14 protein-coding genes and 1 pseudogene are annotated in these 14,929 nt (G+C 72.7%); 6 read left to right on the top strand and 9 right to left on the bottom strand.

Features of this window, described 5'->3' with window-relative positions; translation table 11 throughout:
• Positions 1-37 precede the first annotated feature (37 nt).
• The 6 genes and pseudogenes from ACZ7FF_RS37265 to ACZ7FF_RS37240 all read right to left on the bottom strand — a co-directional run bounded on the left by ACZ7FF_RS37265 (position 38) and on the right by ACZ7FF_RS37240 (position 3,666).
• Positions 38-547: a MarR family winged helix-turn-helix transcriptional regulator gene (locus tag ACZ7FF_RS37265; protein WP_470818179.1), complete on the bottom strand. Its 510-nt coding sequence runs from the start codon at positions 545-547 to the stop codon at positions 38-40.
• Between the two features lie 11 nt (positions 548-558).
• Positions 559-1,320: pseudogene (locus tag ACZ7FF_RS37260) on the bottom strand (MFS transporter); the annotation flags it as partial.
• A gap of 153 nt (positions 1,321-1,473) precedes the next feature.
• Positions 1,474-2,121, bottom strand: a complete 648-nt coding sequence (locus ACZ7FF_RS37255; protein WP_470818177.1) for a TetR/AcrR family transcriptional regulator — start codon at positions 2,119-2,121, stop codon at positions 1,474-1,476.
• Positions 2,118-2,879, bottom strand: coding sequence for a hypothetical protein (locus tag ACZ7FF_RS37250; RefSeq protein ID WP_470818175.1), 762 nt, complete (start codon positions 2,877-2,879; stop codon positions 2,118-2,120). The genes ACZ7FF_RS37255 and ACZ7FF_RS37250 overlap by 4 nt, the downstream gene beginning before the upstream one ends.
• Positions 2,880-3,031: 152 nt before the next feature.
• Positions 3,032-3,325, bottom strand: a complete 294-nt coding sequence (locus tag ACZ7FF_RS37245) for an MTH1187 family thiamine-binding protein (RefSeq protein ID WP_470818173.1) — start codon at positions 3,323-3,325, stop codon at positions 3,032-3,034.
• Positions 3,322-3,666: a DUF3817 domain-containing protein gene (locus tag ACZ7FF_RS37240; RefSeq protein ID WP_470818171.1), complete on the bottom strand. Its 345-nt coding sequence runs from the start codon at positions 3,664-3,666 to the stop codon at positions 3,322-3,324. Before ACZ7FF_RS37240 ends, ACZ7FF_RS37245 begins: the two co-directional genes overlap by 4 nt.
• A gap of 192 nt (positions 3,667-3,858) precedes the next feature.
• Here ACZ7FF_RS37240 and ACZ7FF_RS37235 point away from each other — a divergent pair, with 192 nt between their 5' ends.
• From ACZ7FF_RS37235 to ACZ7FF_RS37220, 4 genes are all read left to right on the top strand, one after another.
• Positions 3,859-4,491 carry an AIM24 family protein gene (locus ACZ7FF_RS37235; protein WP_470818228.1) on the top strand — a complete coding sequence of 211 codons (633 nt, stop codon included), beginning with the start codon at positions 3,859-3,861 and terminating at the stop codon, positions 4,489-4,491.
• Positions 4,492-5,142, top strand: a complete 651-nt coding sequence (locus ACZ7FF_RS37230) for an AIM24 family protein (protein ID WP_470818170.1) — start codon at positions 4,492-4,494, stop codon at positions 5,140-5,142.
• The gene (locus tag ACZ7FF_RS37225; RefSeq protein ID WP_470818169.1) at positions 5,139-5,945 is read left to right on the top strand and encodes an AIM24 family protein; all 807 of its coding nucleotides are present in this window, start codon (positions 5,139-5,141) and stop codon (positions 5,943-5,945) included. Before ACZ7FF_RS37230 ends, ACZ7FF_RS37225 begins: the two co-directional genes overlap by 4 nt.
• Before the next feature lie 92 nt (positions 5,946-6,037).
• Positions 6,038-6,514, top strand: a complete 477-nt coding sequence (locus ACZ7FF_RS37220) for a MarR family winged helix-turn-helix transcriptional regulator (RefSeq protein WP_470818167.1) — start codon at positions 6,038-6,040, stop codon at positions 6,512-6,514.
• Between the two features lie 53 nt (positions 6,515-6,567).
• Here the strand turns inward: ACZ7FF_RS37220 and ACZ7FF_RS37215 are convergent, their stop codons facing one another.
• The 3 genes from ACZ7FF_RS37215 to ACZ7FF_RS37205 all read right to left on the bottom strand — a co-directional run bounded on the left by ACZ7FF_RS37215 (position 6,568) and on the right by ACZ7FF_RS37205 (position 10,166).
• Positions 6,568-7,833 carry an MFS transporter gene (locus ACZ7FF_RS37215; RefSeq protein WP_470818166.1) on the bottom strand — a complete coding sequence of 422 codons (1,266 nt, stop codon included), beginning with the start codon at positions 7,831-7,833 and terminating at the stop codon, positions 6,568-6,570.
• A gap of 144 nt (positions 7,834-7,977) precedes the next feature.
• Positions 7,978-8,934: a methylmalonyl Co-A mutase-associated GTPase MeaB gene (gene meaB, locus ACZ7FF_RS37210; RefSeq protein WP_470818164.1), complete on the bottom strand. Its 957-nt coding sequence runs from the start codon at positions 8,932-8,934 to the stop codon at positions 7,978-7,980.
• 32 nt (positions 8,935-8,966) lie between these two features.
• Positions 8,967-10,166, bottom strand: coding sequence for an acetyl-CoA C-acetyltransferase (locus ACZ7FF_RS37205; protein WP_470818162.1), 1,200 nt, complete (start codon positions 10,164-10,166; stop codon positions 8,967-8,969).
• 148 nt (positions 10,167-10,314) lie between these two features.
• On the opposite strand from ACZ7FF_RS37205, the gene mce reads away from it, so the two are divergent.
• Both mce and scy read left to right on the top strand, forming a co-directional pair.
• On the top strand, positions 10,315-10,755 hold the full coding sequence (gene mce, locus ACZ7FF_RS37200; RefSeq protein WP_470818160.1) for a methylmalonyl-CoA epimerase: 441 nt from the start codon (positions 10,315-10,317) through the stop codon (positions 10,753-10,755).
• A 207-nt stretch (positions 10,756-10,962) separates the two neighbouring features.
• Positions 10,963-14,877, top strand: a complete 3,915-nt coding sequence (gene scy, locus ACZ7FF_RS37195; protein ID WP_470818158.1) for a polarized growth protein Scy — start codon at positions 10,963-10,965, stop codon at positions 14,875-14,877.
• The last annotated feature ends 52 nt before the right edge of the window (positions 14,878-14,929 follow it).

Below are 14,929 nucleotides of genomic sequence, written 5' to 3'. Positions count from 1 at the left end.
GAGCGTAACCACCCGTTCCGGGAGATCTTGCCCGGGGTCAGTCCTCGTCGAAGTCGTGGGCCGAAACCCGCAGCGGACGGAGCATCGCGAAGATCTCCCGGCACTCCTCCGCGTCGTACACGCCGAGCCCGAAGTCCATGGCCATGAGGTCGCGGGTGGCCGCGTCGACCACCTCGCGGCCCTTCTCGGTGATGACCGCGAGCGTGCCACGCCCGTCGTTGGGATTGGGCCGCTTGGCGACGAGCCCGGATCTCACCAGCCGGTCCACGGTGTTCGTCACCGAGGTGGGGTGCACCATGAGCCGCTCGCCGATCTTGGACATCGGCAGCTCCCCGGCCTTGGAGAAGGTGAGCAGCACCAGGGCCTCGTACCGGGCGAAGGTCAGTCCGTACGGCTTGACCACCGCGTCCACCTCGGCGAGCAGGATCTGCTGGGCCCGCATGATCGAGGTGATCGCGGCCATCGAGGGCACGGTCCCCCAGCGCTGCTTCCAGAGTTCGTCGGCACGCGCGATGGGGTCGAACGGGAGACTGAGAGGCTTCGGCACGGCACCAGACCCTACCGGCCGGTCATATGCCGGGCAGCTCCGTCTCGGCTTTCGGTCGCCCGGGCGGCCGGGGCGAGCCCGCAGCAGCACAGCGCGCCCGTCACACCGGCCCCGGCGACGGCCGTGCGGACCCCCGTGACCTGGGCCGTCACCCCAGCCAGCGTCATGCCCACGCCCTGGACGGTCATCAGCCCCGCGCTCAGCACGGTCATGGCCCGCCCGCGCAGCTCGTCCGGCACCGCACGGACGAACCACTGGTCCAGGCCCAGCGTGGACGCCGACCCCGCCCCGGACAGCAGCAGGAGCAGCAGCGAGGCGGGCAGCCCGGGGCGCAGGGCGAAGCCGAGGTAGGGCAGCAGGGTCAGGCAGAGCAGCGGCAGGGCGACGCGTTCACGGGCCGCGGGCGCGAGCCGGGCCCCGGCGAACAGCTCGCCCACCACCGTGCCGACGGGCAGGGCGCACATGAGCAGGCCGAGGCCCGTGGAGCCGCCGCCCGGCTCGTCGGCGTAGGGCGCGGCCAGCGCCTCCGGCACGACGGAGAAGGCCGCCGGGATCCAGAAGAGCAGGAGCAGGACGCGGACGCGGGGAAGCCGCAGGAGGCTCCGGGCGCCGGCCGGTGCGGCCCCCGGGGTCCGTGCGCGGGCAGGGCGGCGCCGGGTGCCGAGGCGCAGCAGCGCGGCGGAGGCGAGGAAGGTGCCGACGGTGATCAGCAGGGCGTGGCGGGGGCGGACGGCCGCGAGCAGCAGGCCGCCGAGGCCGTAGCCGGCGGGCAACCGGCCCAGGAACACGGAGAACCCCGCCGACGCGGCCGCCGAGTGCTCCGGCGGCCGCACCCCGGTGGGCACGGCACTGACCGCGGGACGGCCTGACCGGCGGCACGGAGAACCACGCTGACCGCACCCTCGGGCCCGGCGGCCGGCCGCTCCCTACCGGCCCGTGCGCCGCAGCTGGTGCCGTACCGCCCGCTGGGCCACCGGTCCCAGCGACTCCAGCGCGCCCACGAGGGCGCCCAGTTGCTCCAGGGCGTCCAGCGCCGCGTGCGCCCCCGCCCCGTCGACGCCCTCGTACAGCTCGATGCCCACGAAGGACGCGGCCACCGTGCGCGCGAGCCCCGCCGGATCGACGAACTCGGCGAACGGCGTGGCCGCGAGCAGCCGCGCGAGCACCCGCTCGATCTCGTCGACCCACAGGCGCAGGCCCGCCGCCGTGGCCGGTCCCAGCGCCGCGTGGGTCGATGCGCCGGCCAGCAGCTGCCCGAGCAGGGCCACGTGCCCGCCGTCCCGCTCGCGCTCGTGGATCTCGCGTCCGAGCGTGAGCAGCTCGGCCAGGGAGGTGACGGCTACGAGCCGGTCGCGGTACCGCGCCACGGCCTTCTCGGCGCCGTACCGGCAGGCGGCGGCGAGCAGTTCGTCCACCGTGCCGAAGTGGTAGAAGACGAGCGCCTGGTTGACGCCGGCCGCCGCCGCCACCGACCGGGCCGAGGTCTTCGCGATGCCCTGCTCGGTGAGCGTGCGCAGGGCGCCCTCCAGCAGCTTGGTCTTGGTCTCCTGGGCCTTCGCCGTCTCGGGGCTCACGCGGGCGCCTCCCGCTGCTCCAGGGTGTGCAGCAGGCGGGGGGTGCGGACCTGGGTGACGGGGGCGCGCAGGCAGCGGCGGGCGGCCGGGGTGCACGCCAGCGGGGACTTGAACAGGGCGAGGCAGACGCCGACGAGCAGCAGCACCGGGCACAGGTAGGCGACGGCGGCGGCGAACGAGCCGAAGAAGCGCAGCAGCCGCTCCAGGGCGAGCCCGCCCAGGCACACGGTGAGCAGGAGCGCGCGTACGGCCAGCTCGGCCAGCCAGTTGACCAGGGCCCGCTCGGGTGTGATGCCCCGCTCCACCCAGAGTCTGAGCCGGTCGAAGGACCAGGCGGTGGCCCAGCGCAGCAGCGGGCGCAGCAGCAGGCGGTCGCCGACGGCGCCGAGGGCGCCCCAGCGGGGGCGGTAGTCGCAGCCGGTGAGGAAGCGGACGCCGTGCGCGTCGGGCACGTAGCGCCAGTAGCCGCTGCCCCCGGTGATCAGCGACAGGGGGTGCGTGGAGGAGAAGCGCAGGGCGGAGATGCGGGTGCCGTCGGGACGGTCGTTCTCGCCCGCCGCGATGCCGGTGCCGGACACGGTGAGGAAGGGCAGCAGGCGCGCGGTGTACCGGAGGCGCCGGGGCTCGCCCGCCGCGCGCGGGAGGTACTCGATCCCGATCACGCGCAGGTCCCAGCGCTGGTGGTGGGCCGGGTCCTGGGTGTGCGCCCACACGGTGTCGAGGTCGGCGCGTATGTGTGTCTCTATGTAGAGACCCATGGTGTTCCCCCACGTCAGGAATCTATTTGAGCGAATGCTCAAATGATCTTCCGAACAAGGTACTCCCCTTTGAGCGATCGCTCAAACCGCGGGGACGAGGAAACCCCGGCCGCTGCGGGCCGGGGTTCACCGGGGGCGGGAACGCGCACGGGCTAGGGCCTGAGGTGCCGCTCCACGGTCTCGACCTTGGAGGTCAGAGCGTCGGTCACGCCGGGCCGGATGTCCGCCTTGAGGACGAGCGACACCCGCGGGGCGCGCTCCTCCACCACGGCGACGGCACGCCTGACGACGTCCATCACCTCGTCCCACTCGCCCTCGACCGATGTGAACATCGCGTCGGTGCGGTTCGGCAGGCCCGACTCTCGGACCACGCGCACGGCGTCGGCGACGTACTCCCCCACGTCCTCGCCGACGCCGAGGGGCGTCACGGAGAAGGCGACGATCACGCGTTCACGACGCCTTCCTTGCGGGCGCGGGCGGCGATGACCGCGCTCTCGGCCTCGCGGCGCAGCTTGCGCTCGGCGAAGAAGCCGCCGGTGGGCAGCACCGAGAGGACGAAGTAGAGCGCCGCGGTCTTCAGCGGCCACTTGGCCCGGTTCCAGGCGTCGGCCCAGAAGATCACGTACAGGATGAACAGGACACCGTGGACCGCGCCCATCACAGGGACCGCGTTGAAGTCCGTGGTCCGCTTCAGCACCGAGCAGACGAGCAGGACGATGAAGGACACGGCCTCGGGGGCCGAGACCAGGCGGAGGCGGCGGAGGGCGGTGGCGGTCTTGATGTCCACGGGTCACCTTCGGTGGGGTCGCGGCGAGTCCGCCGGTTACGGACTGCCGATGGGGGCTGCCTGTTTGTGAACGCACGCACAAGCGTTCACCCATTGAAGCAAACGACGCCCCTAGGGGTCCGCTCAGGGTGGGTGTCCACCCGAGGGCCCTGTTCCGCCCACCCGTCCGGCCGCTACTTTCCCAGCGTGGCGATGTTCCGACTCCAAGGCAGCAAGGTGCTCGCCGTCGAGATGACCGGGGATGCCGTGAAGGCGAAGAACGGCTCGATGGTCGCGTACGACGGTGAGATGTCCTTCAAGAAGCTGAGCGGCGGCGGTGAGGGCCTGCGCGGGATGGTGACCCGGCGCCTCACCGGCGAGCAGATGACGGTGATGGAGGTGAAAGGGCACGGGACCTGCTGGTTCGCCGACCGGGCGACCGAGATCAACCTCGTCGTCCTCCAGGGGGACAAGCTGTACGTGGAGTCGAGCAACCTGCTCGCGACCGACGCGGCCCTCAGGACGGGCACGACGTTCACCGGGCTGCGCGGCGCCTCGCAGGGCAACGGCCTGTTCACCACGACCGTCGAGGGCCACGGTCAGGCGGCGATCATGTCCGACGGCCCGGCGGTCGTGCTGCGCGTCACCCCGCAGTACCCGCTGACGGTCGACCCCGGCGCCTACATCGCCCACCAGGGGAACGTCCGGCAGTCCTTCCAGTCCGGTGTGACGTTCCGCACGTTCCTCGGGGAGGGCGGCGGCGAGGCCTTCCAGATCCGCTTCGAGGGGGACGGCCTGGTGTACGTGCAGCCGAGCGAGCGGAACACGATCGCGGGGGACCTGTAGATGACCTTCCGGGAGATCAACTCCAAAATGATCGAGGCGACCGTGCTGCCGGGCGCCCGCCTGTTCAGCCAGCGGGGCGCGATGCTCGCCTACAAGGGGGACGTGTCCTTCACGCCCAGCATCCAGGGCGGCCAGGGCGGCGTGATGTCCATGCTCGGGCGCCGGGTGGCCGGCGAGGCGACCCCGCTGATGACCGTCGAGGGCAGCGGCACGGTCTTCTTCGGGCACGGCGGCCATCACGTGCACGTCATCAACCTCCCGGGCGACACCCTCTACGTGGAGGCGGACCGCCTGCTCGCCTTCGAGGGCACGCTCCGCCAGGGCACGATGTTCATGGGCTCGCAGGGCGGGGTGATGGGCCTGGTCCGGGGCCAGGTCACCGGCCAGGGGCTGTTCACCACCACCCTCCAGGGGCAGGGAGCCGTGGCCGTGATGGCACACGGCGGCGTCTTCGAGATCCCGGTCACCCCGCAGCGCCCGGTGCACGTGGACCCGCAGGCCTACGTCGCCCACCACGGCGACCTCCGCAACAGGCTGACCACCGCGCTCGGCTGGCGCGAGATGGTGGGCCGGGGCTCCGGCGAGGCGTTCCAGCTGGAGCTGAGCGGAAACGGCACGGTGTACGTACAGGCCTCGGAGGAGAAGCTGTGAGCGCGTACGGAACCCCCGGCGGCCCGGTCGTGCACGACCCGATGACGCTGCCCGCCGACGACAACGTGAACAACTACACGTTCTGCGTGGAGCTCAAGAGCGGGCAGTGGTTCCTGCAGAAAGGGAAGATGATCGCCTATTACGGGGCGATCGACTTCAACGGCATCGGACACGGGCAACTCGACCACCTGGTGCGAACCTCGTTCCATTCGCCACTGCACGCGGCCGACTGGGTCGTGGCCCGCGGCTCGGGCAAGATGCTGCTCGCCGACCGGGCCTTCGACGTCAATTCGTACGACCTGGACGACGGGAACTTGACCATTCGCGCGGGCAACCTGCTCGCTTTTCAGCCAAGTCTCGCGCTCAAGCAGTCGATCGTGCCGGGTTTTCTGACCCTTATCGGAACCGGAAAGTTTGTCGCCGCATCTAACGGTCCGGTGGTGTTCATGGAACCTCCCATTCGGGTGGACCCCCAGGCACTCGTCGGCTGGGCCGACTGCCCCTCGCCGTGCCATCACTACGACCACGGCTACCTGACCGGTGTACTGGGCGGACTACGTGCGATGACGGGCCTCGGCGGGGTTTCCGGCGAGGAGCACCAGTTCGAGTTCGTGGGCGCCGGGACGGTGCTGCTGCAGTCGACCGAGTCCCTCATGGCGGAGGTCGACACGGGGGTGATTCCGTCCGATCCGGGGACTCCCGGCGGTGGCGGAGGGGCGCCGGGCGGACACGTTCCGCAATCGGCGGGGGCACCGCGCCTTCCCGGACAGCCGGGAGACCTCCAGCGTCGCTTCGGGCTGTGAGCGGTAGTCTGCGGAGTGTGACGTCGAACGCGTGCGCACTGTCACACCACCCGAAGTAGTTCGTCATTCAACTTCTTAGGTAGACTTCATTCATGGAGACCGAGACGGCCACGCGCTGGCTGACCGATGCGGAGCAGTGCGCCTGGCGCACCCACCTGGAGGTCAACAGGCTGTTGACGTACCAGCTGGAGAAGGATCTGCAGCCGTTCGGCCTGACTATGAACGACTACGAGATCCTCGTGAACCTGTCCGAATCGGACGACGTACGGATGCGGATGAGCGACCTCGCCTCCGCGACCCTGCAGTCCAAGAGCCGGCTCTCGCACCAGATCACGCGGATGGAGAACGCGAACCTGGTGCGTCGCGAGAACTGCGAGTCCGACCGCCGGGGACTGTACGCCGTGCTCACCGAGCACGGCATGGAGACGATGAAGAAGGTCGCGCCGCACCATGTGGCGTCGGTGCGGCGCCATTTCATCGACCTGCTGTCACCCGAGGCCCTGATAGAGCTGGACAAGGCCCTCAAACCGATCGCCGACCATCTGAGGGGGCAGCGGGGGCGTCCGTGAGCCCCTGAGCCTCCGGGGAAGCCCGGGGTGCCGCGCCGGACGGGGCGCGGCGCCTACCGGCCCTGACCAGGCACCCCCTCCACTCGCGGTTTCACCCGGATGGAGGCATGCCCGTCATCCGTCCCGGCCGCCCCGGCGCCGCGGCCGCCCACGGCCGCGGCGGCCAGGGCCGCCGCCAGGGCGGTGGCACCGGCCGCGGCGAAGCACACCGCCAGGGGGAACCGGCCGATCAGCAGCCCCGTCACCAGCGCTCCACCGGAGCTGCCGGCGTTGACGGCGGTGTTCACCCACGCCCCGGCCTGCGTGCGGGCCCCCTCGGCCGCGCTCTCGTCGGCCAGGAGGTACGCCGTGGTCAGCGCCGGGGCGATGAACGCTCCCGCGAGCGCCATGGCCCCGGTGAGCGCCCAGGGACCGGACGCCAGGCCCGCGGCCGCGACCACCGCTCCCAGGCCCCCCGCGAACCAGCACAGCCGGGTGCGGGCCGGCGCCCGCCAGGCCACCGCCCCGTTGACCAGCCCGCCCACCGCGCTGCCCGCGGAGAGCGCGCCCAGGACCCAGGGCAGCAGCGCGCTGTCGTACGACCGTCCGGTGACGAAGGCCGCCGCCAGCAGCTCCGCCCCGCTCAGGGCCAGTCCGACACCGAGGGCCACCGCGACCGGCGGCAGCAGGCCCCGGGGCCCGCCGCCCCGCTTCCTGGCGCGCGCCGGACGCGGTCCCGGCACCGCCGGGGACGTGACGAAGACACAGGTGCCGCCCACGACCAGCAGCGCGCTCAGCAGGACGCCGGAGGCCGGCGGCGCGAACCCGACCAGCGCGGCGACCAGGACCGGGCCCAGGACGTACAGCAGTTCCTCGGCGACCCCGTCGAGGCTGTAGGCGCGCTGCAACAGGGACCGGTCGGGGACCAGTCCGGCCCACAGGGCGCGCATGGTCGGGCCCAGCGGGGGCGCACAGGCACCGGCGAGGGCGGCCGCCCCGGCGACGGCGGCCGAAGGGGCCCCGGGGCGCCAGGTGAGGGCGGCGAGGACGCACAGCAGGGCGCCGTACAGCGTCGCCGTGACGGGCAGGGCCCGGCGGGGTCCGTACCGGTCGATCAGCGAGGCCCGCAGGGGCATCAGGAACACCGTCATGGCCCCGAACAGGGACATCACGGCGCCGGAGACGGCGTAGGACCCGGTGGCGCGGGTGACGGACAGCAGGAGGGCCGGCGAGACCGTGCCGTAGGACAGGCGCGCGGCCAGGGCGGCGGCGAAGGTGCGGCGCGCGTGCGGGACGCGCAGGACGGCGGCGTACGAGGGCCGCGAAGGGTGCGTGGACACGCGGGAGTTCCTCTGTGGGAGGCGGAAGAGGGGACACCGAGGGACGCGGGGCCGGTGGTCGGCCTCGCGGTCCGGTGCGCGCTCTACGCCAGGAGGAGGAACATGTGGATCAACGTACCAAAGGGGCCGGGGACCGGCCAGGGGTCAGCCCTCGGTCAGGCCCGCCACCAGTTCGTCCGCCGCCCGGTAGGGGTCCAGCTCGCCGGTGACGATGCGCTCGGCGAGCGCGCTGAGGCGGCGGTCGCCGTGCAGGTCGCCGATGCGCTCGCGCAGCGCGGTGACGGCGATGGTCTCCACCTCGCGGGCCGCGCGGGCCAGCCGGCGCTCGGCGAGGACCCCGCGCTCCTCCATCCACGCACGGTGCTTCTCCAGTGCCTCGACCACCTCGTCGACGCCCTGGGCGCGGGCCGCGACCGTCTTCACGATCGGCGGGCGCCAGTCGCCGGGGCCGCGGGACTCGCCGAGGCCCAGCATGTGGTTGAGTTCGCGGGCCGTGGCGTCGGCGCCGTCCCGGTCCGCCTTGTTGACGACGTACACGTCGCCGATCTCCAGGATGCCCGCCTTCGCCGCCTGGATGCCGTCGCCCATGCCAGGCGCCAGAAGGACGACGGAGGTGTCGGCCTGGGAGGCGATCTCCACCTCCGACTGGCCGACGCCGACCGTCTCCACGAGGATCACGTCGCAGCCCGCCGCGTCCAGGACGCGGATCGCCTGGGGCGCGGACCAGGCGAGACCGCCCAGGTGGCCCCGGGTCGCCATCGACCGGATGTACACACCGGGGTCGGAGGCGTGCTCCGACATGCGCACCCGGTCGCCGAGCAGCGCGCCGCCGGAGAACGGCGAGGACGGGTCGACGGCCAGGACGCCGACCCTCCTGCCCTGCTTGCGGTAGGCCGTGACCAGGGCGGAGGTCGAGGTCGACTTGCCGACGCCCGGTGAGCCCGTCAGGCCCACCACGTAGGCGTTGCCGGTCAGCGGGGCCAGCGCCGCCATGACCTCCCGGAGCTGCGGGGACGCCCCCTCCACGAGGGAGATCAGCCGGGCCACGGCCCGCGGCCGGCCTTCCCTGGCCTGGGTCACCAGAGAGGAGACGTCCTGCATCACAGCTCCGTTCGCTCGCAAGAAAGTAAAGCTCAGGCCTTCGGTACCCGCACGATCAGTGCGTCACCCTGGCCGCCGCCACCGCACAGCGCGGCCGCGCCGGTGCCGCCGCCCCGCCGCTTCAGCTCCAGCGCCAGGTGGAGCACGAGCCGGGCGCCGGACATGCCGATCGGGTGGCCCAGCGCGATGGCACCGCCGTTGACGTTCACCTTTTCCGTGGACACGCCGAGGTCCTTCATTGACTGCACGGCCACGGCGGCGAAGGCCTCGTTGATCTCGACGAGGTCCAGGTCGGAGACCTCCAGGCCGTCCTTCTTCAGGGCGTGCAAGATGGCGTTCGACGGCTGGGACTGCAGGGAGTTGTCCGGACCGGCCACGTTGCCGTGCGCACCGATCTCGGCGAGCCACTCCAGGCCCAGCTCCTCGGCCTTGGCCTTGCTCATCACGACCACGGCCGCGGCACCGTCGGAGATCTGCGAGGCGGAGCCCGCGGTGATCGTGCCGTCCTTGGTGAAGGCCGGGCGCAGCTTGCCGAGGGACTCGGCGGTGGTGTCGCCGCGGATGCCCTCGTCCTTGCTGAACAGGACCGGGTCGCCCTTGCGCTGCGGGATCTCCACCGGGGTGATCTCGGCCTCGAACAGGCCGTTCTTCTGCGCGGCTGCGGCCCGCTGGTGGGACAGGGCGGCGATCTCGTCCTGCTCGGGGCGCTTGATGCCGAGCCGGGTGTTGTGCTTCTCCGTGGACTCGCCCATGGCGATGCCCTCGAAGGAGTCGGTCAGGCCGTCGTGGGCCATCGCGTCGAGCATCTGCACGGCGCCGTACTTGTAGCCCTCACGGGAGTTCGGCAGCAGGTGCGGGGCGTTGGTCATGGACTCCTGACCGCCGGCGACGACGATGTCGAACTCACCCGCGCGGATCAGCTGGTCCGCGAGCGCGATCGCGTCGAGGCCGGAGAGGCACACCTTGTTGATGGTGAGCGCCGGGACGCTCATCGGGATGCCGGCCTTGACCGCCGCCTGGCGCGCCGGGATCTGGCCCGCGCCGGCCTGGAGCACCTGGCCCATGATCACGTACTGCACCTGGTCGCCGCCGATTCCCGCACGGTCGAGGGCTGCCTTGATCGCGAAGCCGCCGAGATCGGCCCCGGAGAAGGACTTGAGGGAGCCCAGCAGACGTCCCATGGGCGTACGGGCGCCCGCGACGATCACAGAGCTGGTCGTTCCAGAAGACATGAGCTGCGATCCCCTTACCGGCCTGCACAGCCGAGGAGTGAACGAGGGTTTACTTCGAATGTACTGATGGCACTCCGTGCCGTCATCGCCCCGTCGGTGTGATCGCGCGCACGTTGCGTAACCACGGCATGAGCGCTGCACTGATTCCATGCTGACGCGAATCGACCACATCGGGATCGCCTGCCACGACCTCGACACGACCGTCGAGTTCTACCGGGCCACGTACGGCTTCGAGGTGTTCCACACCGAGGTCAACGAGGAACAGGGCGTGCGCGAGGCCATGCTCAAGATCAACGAGACGTCGGACGGCGGCGCCTCCTACCTCCAGCTGCTGGAACCGACCCGCGAGGACTCCGCGGTCGGCAAGTGGCTGGCTAAGAACGGCGAGGGTGTCCACCACATCGCCTTCGGTACGGCGGATGTGGACGCGGACTCCGAGGAGATCCGCGGGAAGGGCGTACGCGTTCTGTACGACGAGCCCCGGCGCGGTTCGATGGGGTCGCGGATCACCTTCCTGCACCCCAAGGATTGCCATGGTGTCCTCACAGAACTGGTCACTTCGGCGCCTGTTGAGTCGCCCGAGCACTGACCCCCGTACATAAGGGCCGGTAGGGTTGGGGGCGGTCGTCTCCGAATGCCGGGGCGACCGCATGCCGGGGTCCGGGTTTCGGGGGACGAGCGTCGGGGCAGCAGCCCGTGCTCCGCCGTTGATCTGACACCATTCCCCGGGGGCCCCGTCCGGCGGATGGACGGTGCTCGTTGCAGAAGCTGACCAGGGGACGGATGGGACCGCGCAGTGCGGGGCTACGAGAGCCAGGAGCGAGAGCCGGCGGCTGACGTCGACCACCTCTCTCGGTTCGAGGCCGAGATGAAACGGCTGAGGACCGAGCGGGAAAAGGCGATCCAGCACGCCGAGGACCTCGGCTACCAGGTCGAGGTGCTGCGCGCCAAGCTGCACGAGGCGCGCCGCACCCTCATGACCCGGCCCGCCTACGACGGCGGCGACATCGGCTACCAGGCCGAGCAGTTGCTCCGTAACGCCCAGATGCAGGCCGAGCAGCTGCGCCAGGACGCCGAACGCGAGCTGAGCCAGGTCCGGGCGCAGACCCAGCGCATCCTCCAGGAGCACGCCGAGCAGGCCGCGCGGCTCCAGGCGGAGCTGCACCAGGAGGCGGTGACCCGGCGCCAGCAGCTCGACCAGGAGCTGGCCGAGCGCAGGGCGACCGTCGAGTCGCACGTCAACGAGAACGTGGCGTGGGCCGAGCAGCTGCGGGCCCGTACCGAGCAGCAGGCGCGCCGGCTGCTCGACGAGTCCCGCGCCGAGGCCGACCAGGCGATGGCCGCCGCGCGCGCGGAGACCGAGCGGCTGACCCGCGAGGCCCGGGAGCGGGTGCAGGGCGACGCCGAGGCCGCCCGCGCCGAGGCCGAGCAGATCCTGCGCCGGGCCCGCACGGACGCCGAGCGGCTGCTGAACGCCGCCTCCACGCAGGCCCAGGAGGCCACCGAGCACGCCGAGCAGCTGCGCTCGGCCACGGTCACCGAGTCGGACGCCGCCCGCCGGCAGTCCGGCGAGCTGAGCCGGGCCGCCGAGGAGCGCATGGCGCAGGCCGAGGAGGCGCTGCGCAAGGCGCAGGCCGAGGCCGAGAAGGTGGTCACGGAGGCCAAGGACTCCGCCGCCAAGACCCTCTCCAGCGCCGAGGCCGCCAACGAGACGCGGACGCGGACCGCCAAGGAGCAGGTCGCCCGGCTCGTCGAGGAGGCCACCAAGGAGGCCGAGAACACCCGGTCCGAGGCCGAGCAGCTGGTCGCCGACGCGCGGGCCGAGGCCGAGCGGATCGTCGCCGAGGCCGGCGAGCAGGCCCGCTCGGTCACCGCCGAGGAGACGGCCAGCCAGCTGTCCAAGGCGGCCCGGACCGCCGAGGACGTCCTCAACAAGGCGTCGGAGGACGCCCAGAAGACCACGAAGGCCGCCGCCGAGGAGGCCGAGCGGATCCGTACCGAGGCCGAGGCCGAGGCGGACCGGCTGCGCGCCGAGGCGCACGACATCGCCGCCCAGCTCAAGGGCGCGGCCAAGGACGACACCAAGGAGTACCGCGCCAAGACGGTCGAGCTGCAGGAGGAGGCCCGCCGGCTGCGCGGCGAGGCCGAGCAGCTGCGCGCCGACGCGGTCGCCGAGGGCGAGTCGATCCGCTCCGAGGCCCGCCGGGAGGCCGTGGCGCAGATCGAGGAGGCGGCCAGGTCCGCCGAGGAGCTGCTGGCCAAGGCCAAGGTGGACGCCGACGAACTGCGGCAGAAGGCGACCAGCGACAGCGAGAAGGTCCGCACCGAGGCCATCGAGCGCGCCACCTCGCTGCGCCGCCAGGCCGAGGAGACCCTGGAGCGCACCCGCAAGGAGGCCGAGCGGCTGCGCGCCGAGGCCGACGAGCGGGCCGAGACGGTCCGGGCGGACGCCGAGAAGGCGGCGCGCGAGCTGCGCGAGGAGACCGAGAGGGCCGTCGAGTCCCGGCATGCCGAGGCCGCCCAGGAACTGACCCGGCTGGGGACCGAGGCCCAGGAGCGGCTGGAGTCCGCAGAACAGGCGCTCACGGACGCCCGCGACGAGGCCGGCCGGATCCGCCGGGAGGCCGCCGAGGAGGCCGAGCGGCTGCGCGCCGAGGCCGCCGAGCGGATCCGGACGCTCCAGCAGCAGGCCGAGACCGAGGCCGAACGGCTGCGCGACGAGGCCGCGTCCGACGCCTCCGCCTCCCGCGCCGAGGGCGAGGCCGTCGCCGTGCGCCTGCGCTCGGACGCGGCCGCCGAGGCCGAACGGCTGAAGGTGGAGGCCCAGGAGACCGCCGACCGGGTGCGCGCCGAGGCGCAGGCCGCCGCCGAGCGGCTGGGCACCGAGGCGTCCGAGACCCTGGCCGCCGCACAGGAGGAGGCCGCACGGCGGCGCCGCGAGGCCGAGGAACTGCTCGGCGCGGCCCGCGAGGAGGCCGAGGAGGAGCGCCGGCGGGCCCGCGAGCAGAGCGAGGAGCTGCTCGCCTCCGCGCGCAAGCGTGTGGAGGAGGCGCAGGCCGAGGCGACCCGGCTGGTCGAGGAGGCCGAGCGGCGCGCCACCGAGATGGTCTCCGCCGCCGAACAGCACGCGCAGCAGGTGCGGGACTCCGTCGCCGGGCTGCACGAGCAGGCGCAGGAGGAGATCACCGGGCTGCGTTCGGCCGCCGAGCACGCGGCGGACCGTACCCGCCGGGAGGCCGAGGAGGAGGCGGACCGGGTCCGCGCCGACGCCTACGCCGAGCGGGAGCGGGCCGGCGAGGACGCCTCCCGGCTCCGGCGCGAGGCGAGCGAGGAGACGGAGGCCGCCAAGGCGCTGGCCGAGCGCACGGTCGCGGAGGCGATCACGGAGGCCGAGCGGCTGCGCGCGGACGCCTCCGAGTACTCCCAGCGGGTGCGCACCGAGGCCTCCGACGCGCTGGCCGAGGCCGACCAGGCGGCGTCCCGGACCCGGGCGGACGCCCGCGAGGACGCCAACCGCATCCGTTCGGACGCGGCGACCCAGGCCGACACGCTCATCACCGAGGCCCGCAACGAGGCCGAACGGCTGCAGACCGAGACCATCGCCGAGGCCGAGCGGGTGCGCACGGAGGCCCTCACCGAGGCGGACCGGCTGGGGACCGAGACGCTCGCCGAGGCGGACCGGGTCCGCGCGGAGGCCCTCGCGGCCGCCGAGCAGCTCATCGGGGACGCCACCGGCGAGGCGGAGCGGCTGCGCGCCGAGGCCGCCGAGACCGTCGGCACCGCCCGGCAGCACGCCGAGCGGATGCGGGCCGAGGCCGACCAGGTCAGGGTGGACGCGGAGGCGGCGGCCGAACGGCTCGTGAGCACCGCGCGCGAGGAGGCCGAGCGGACCCTGGACGAGGCCCGCAAGGACGCCAACAAGCGGCGCTCGGAGGCGGCCGAGCAGGTCGACACCCTCATCACCGAGACCGCGGCCGAGGCCGACAAGCTGCTCACCGAGGCCCAGGCACAGGCGCTGAAGACCACCGCGGACGCCGAGTCGCAGGCCGACACCATGGTCGGCGCGGCCCGCAGCGAGGCCGAGCGGATCGTGGCCGAGTCGACGGTGGAGGGCAACTCCCGGGTGGAGAAGGCCCGCACGGACGCCGACGAGCTGCTGGTCGGGGCCCGCCGGGACGCCACCGCCATCAGGGAGCGCGCGGAGGAGCTGCGCGACCGCATCACGGCCGAGATCGAGGAGCTGCACGAGCGGGCCCGCCGCGAGGCCGCCGAGACGATGAAGTCCACCGGCGACCGCTGCGACGCGCTCATCAAGGCCGCCGAGGAGCAGCTGGAGAAGGCCCAGGCGAAGGCCAAGGAGCTCGTCTCGGACGCCAGCTCCGAGGCGGGCAAGGTCCGGATCGCGGCCGTCAAGAAGGCGGAGGGCCTGCTCAAGGAGGCCGAGCAGAAGAAGGCCAGCCTGGTCAAGGAGGCCGAGGAGCTGAAGGCGGAGGCGATCCGCGAGGCCCGCCGCACCGTCGAGGAGGGCAAGCGCGAGCTGGAGATCCTGGTGCGCAGGCGCGAGGACATCAACGCCGAGATCTCCCGGGTCCAGGACGTCCTGGAGGCGCTGGAGTCCTTCGAGACGCCGGCGTCGGGCAAGGACGGCGGGGTCAAGGCCGGCGCGAGTGTCGGCGCCCCTCGTTCGGGTGGCAAGCCGTCAGAGGGCTAGCGCGTAAGGTACGTTCCGGTGTCTTCTGGGTGGCTTTGCCCGTCTGATTGGC

This window comes from Streptomyces sp. NPDC037126 (assembly GCF_055605965.1).
The sequence above is the reverse complement of the archived record's forward strand: the minus strand, read 5'-3'. Positions and strand labels throughout refer to the sequence as shown.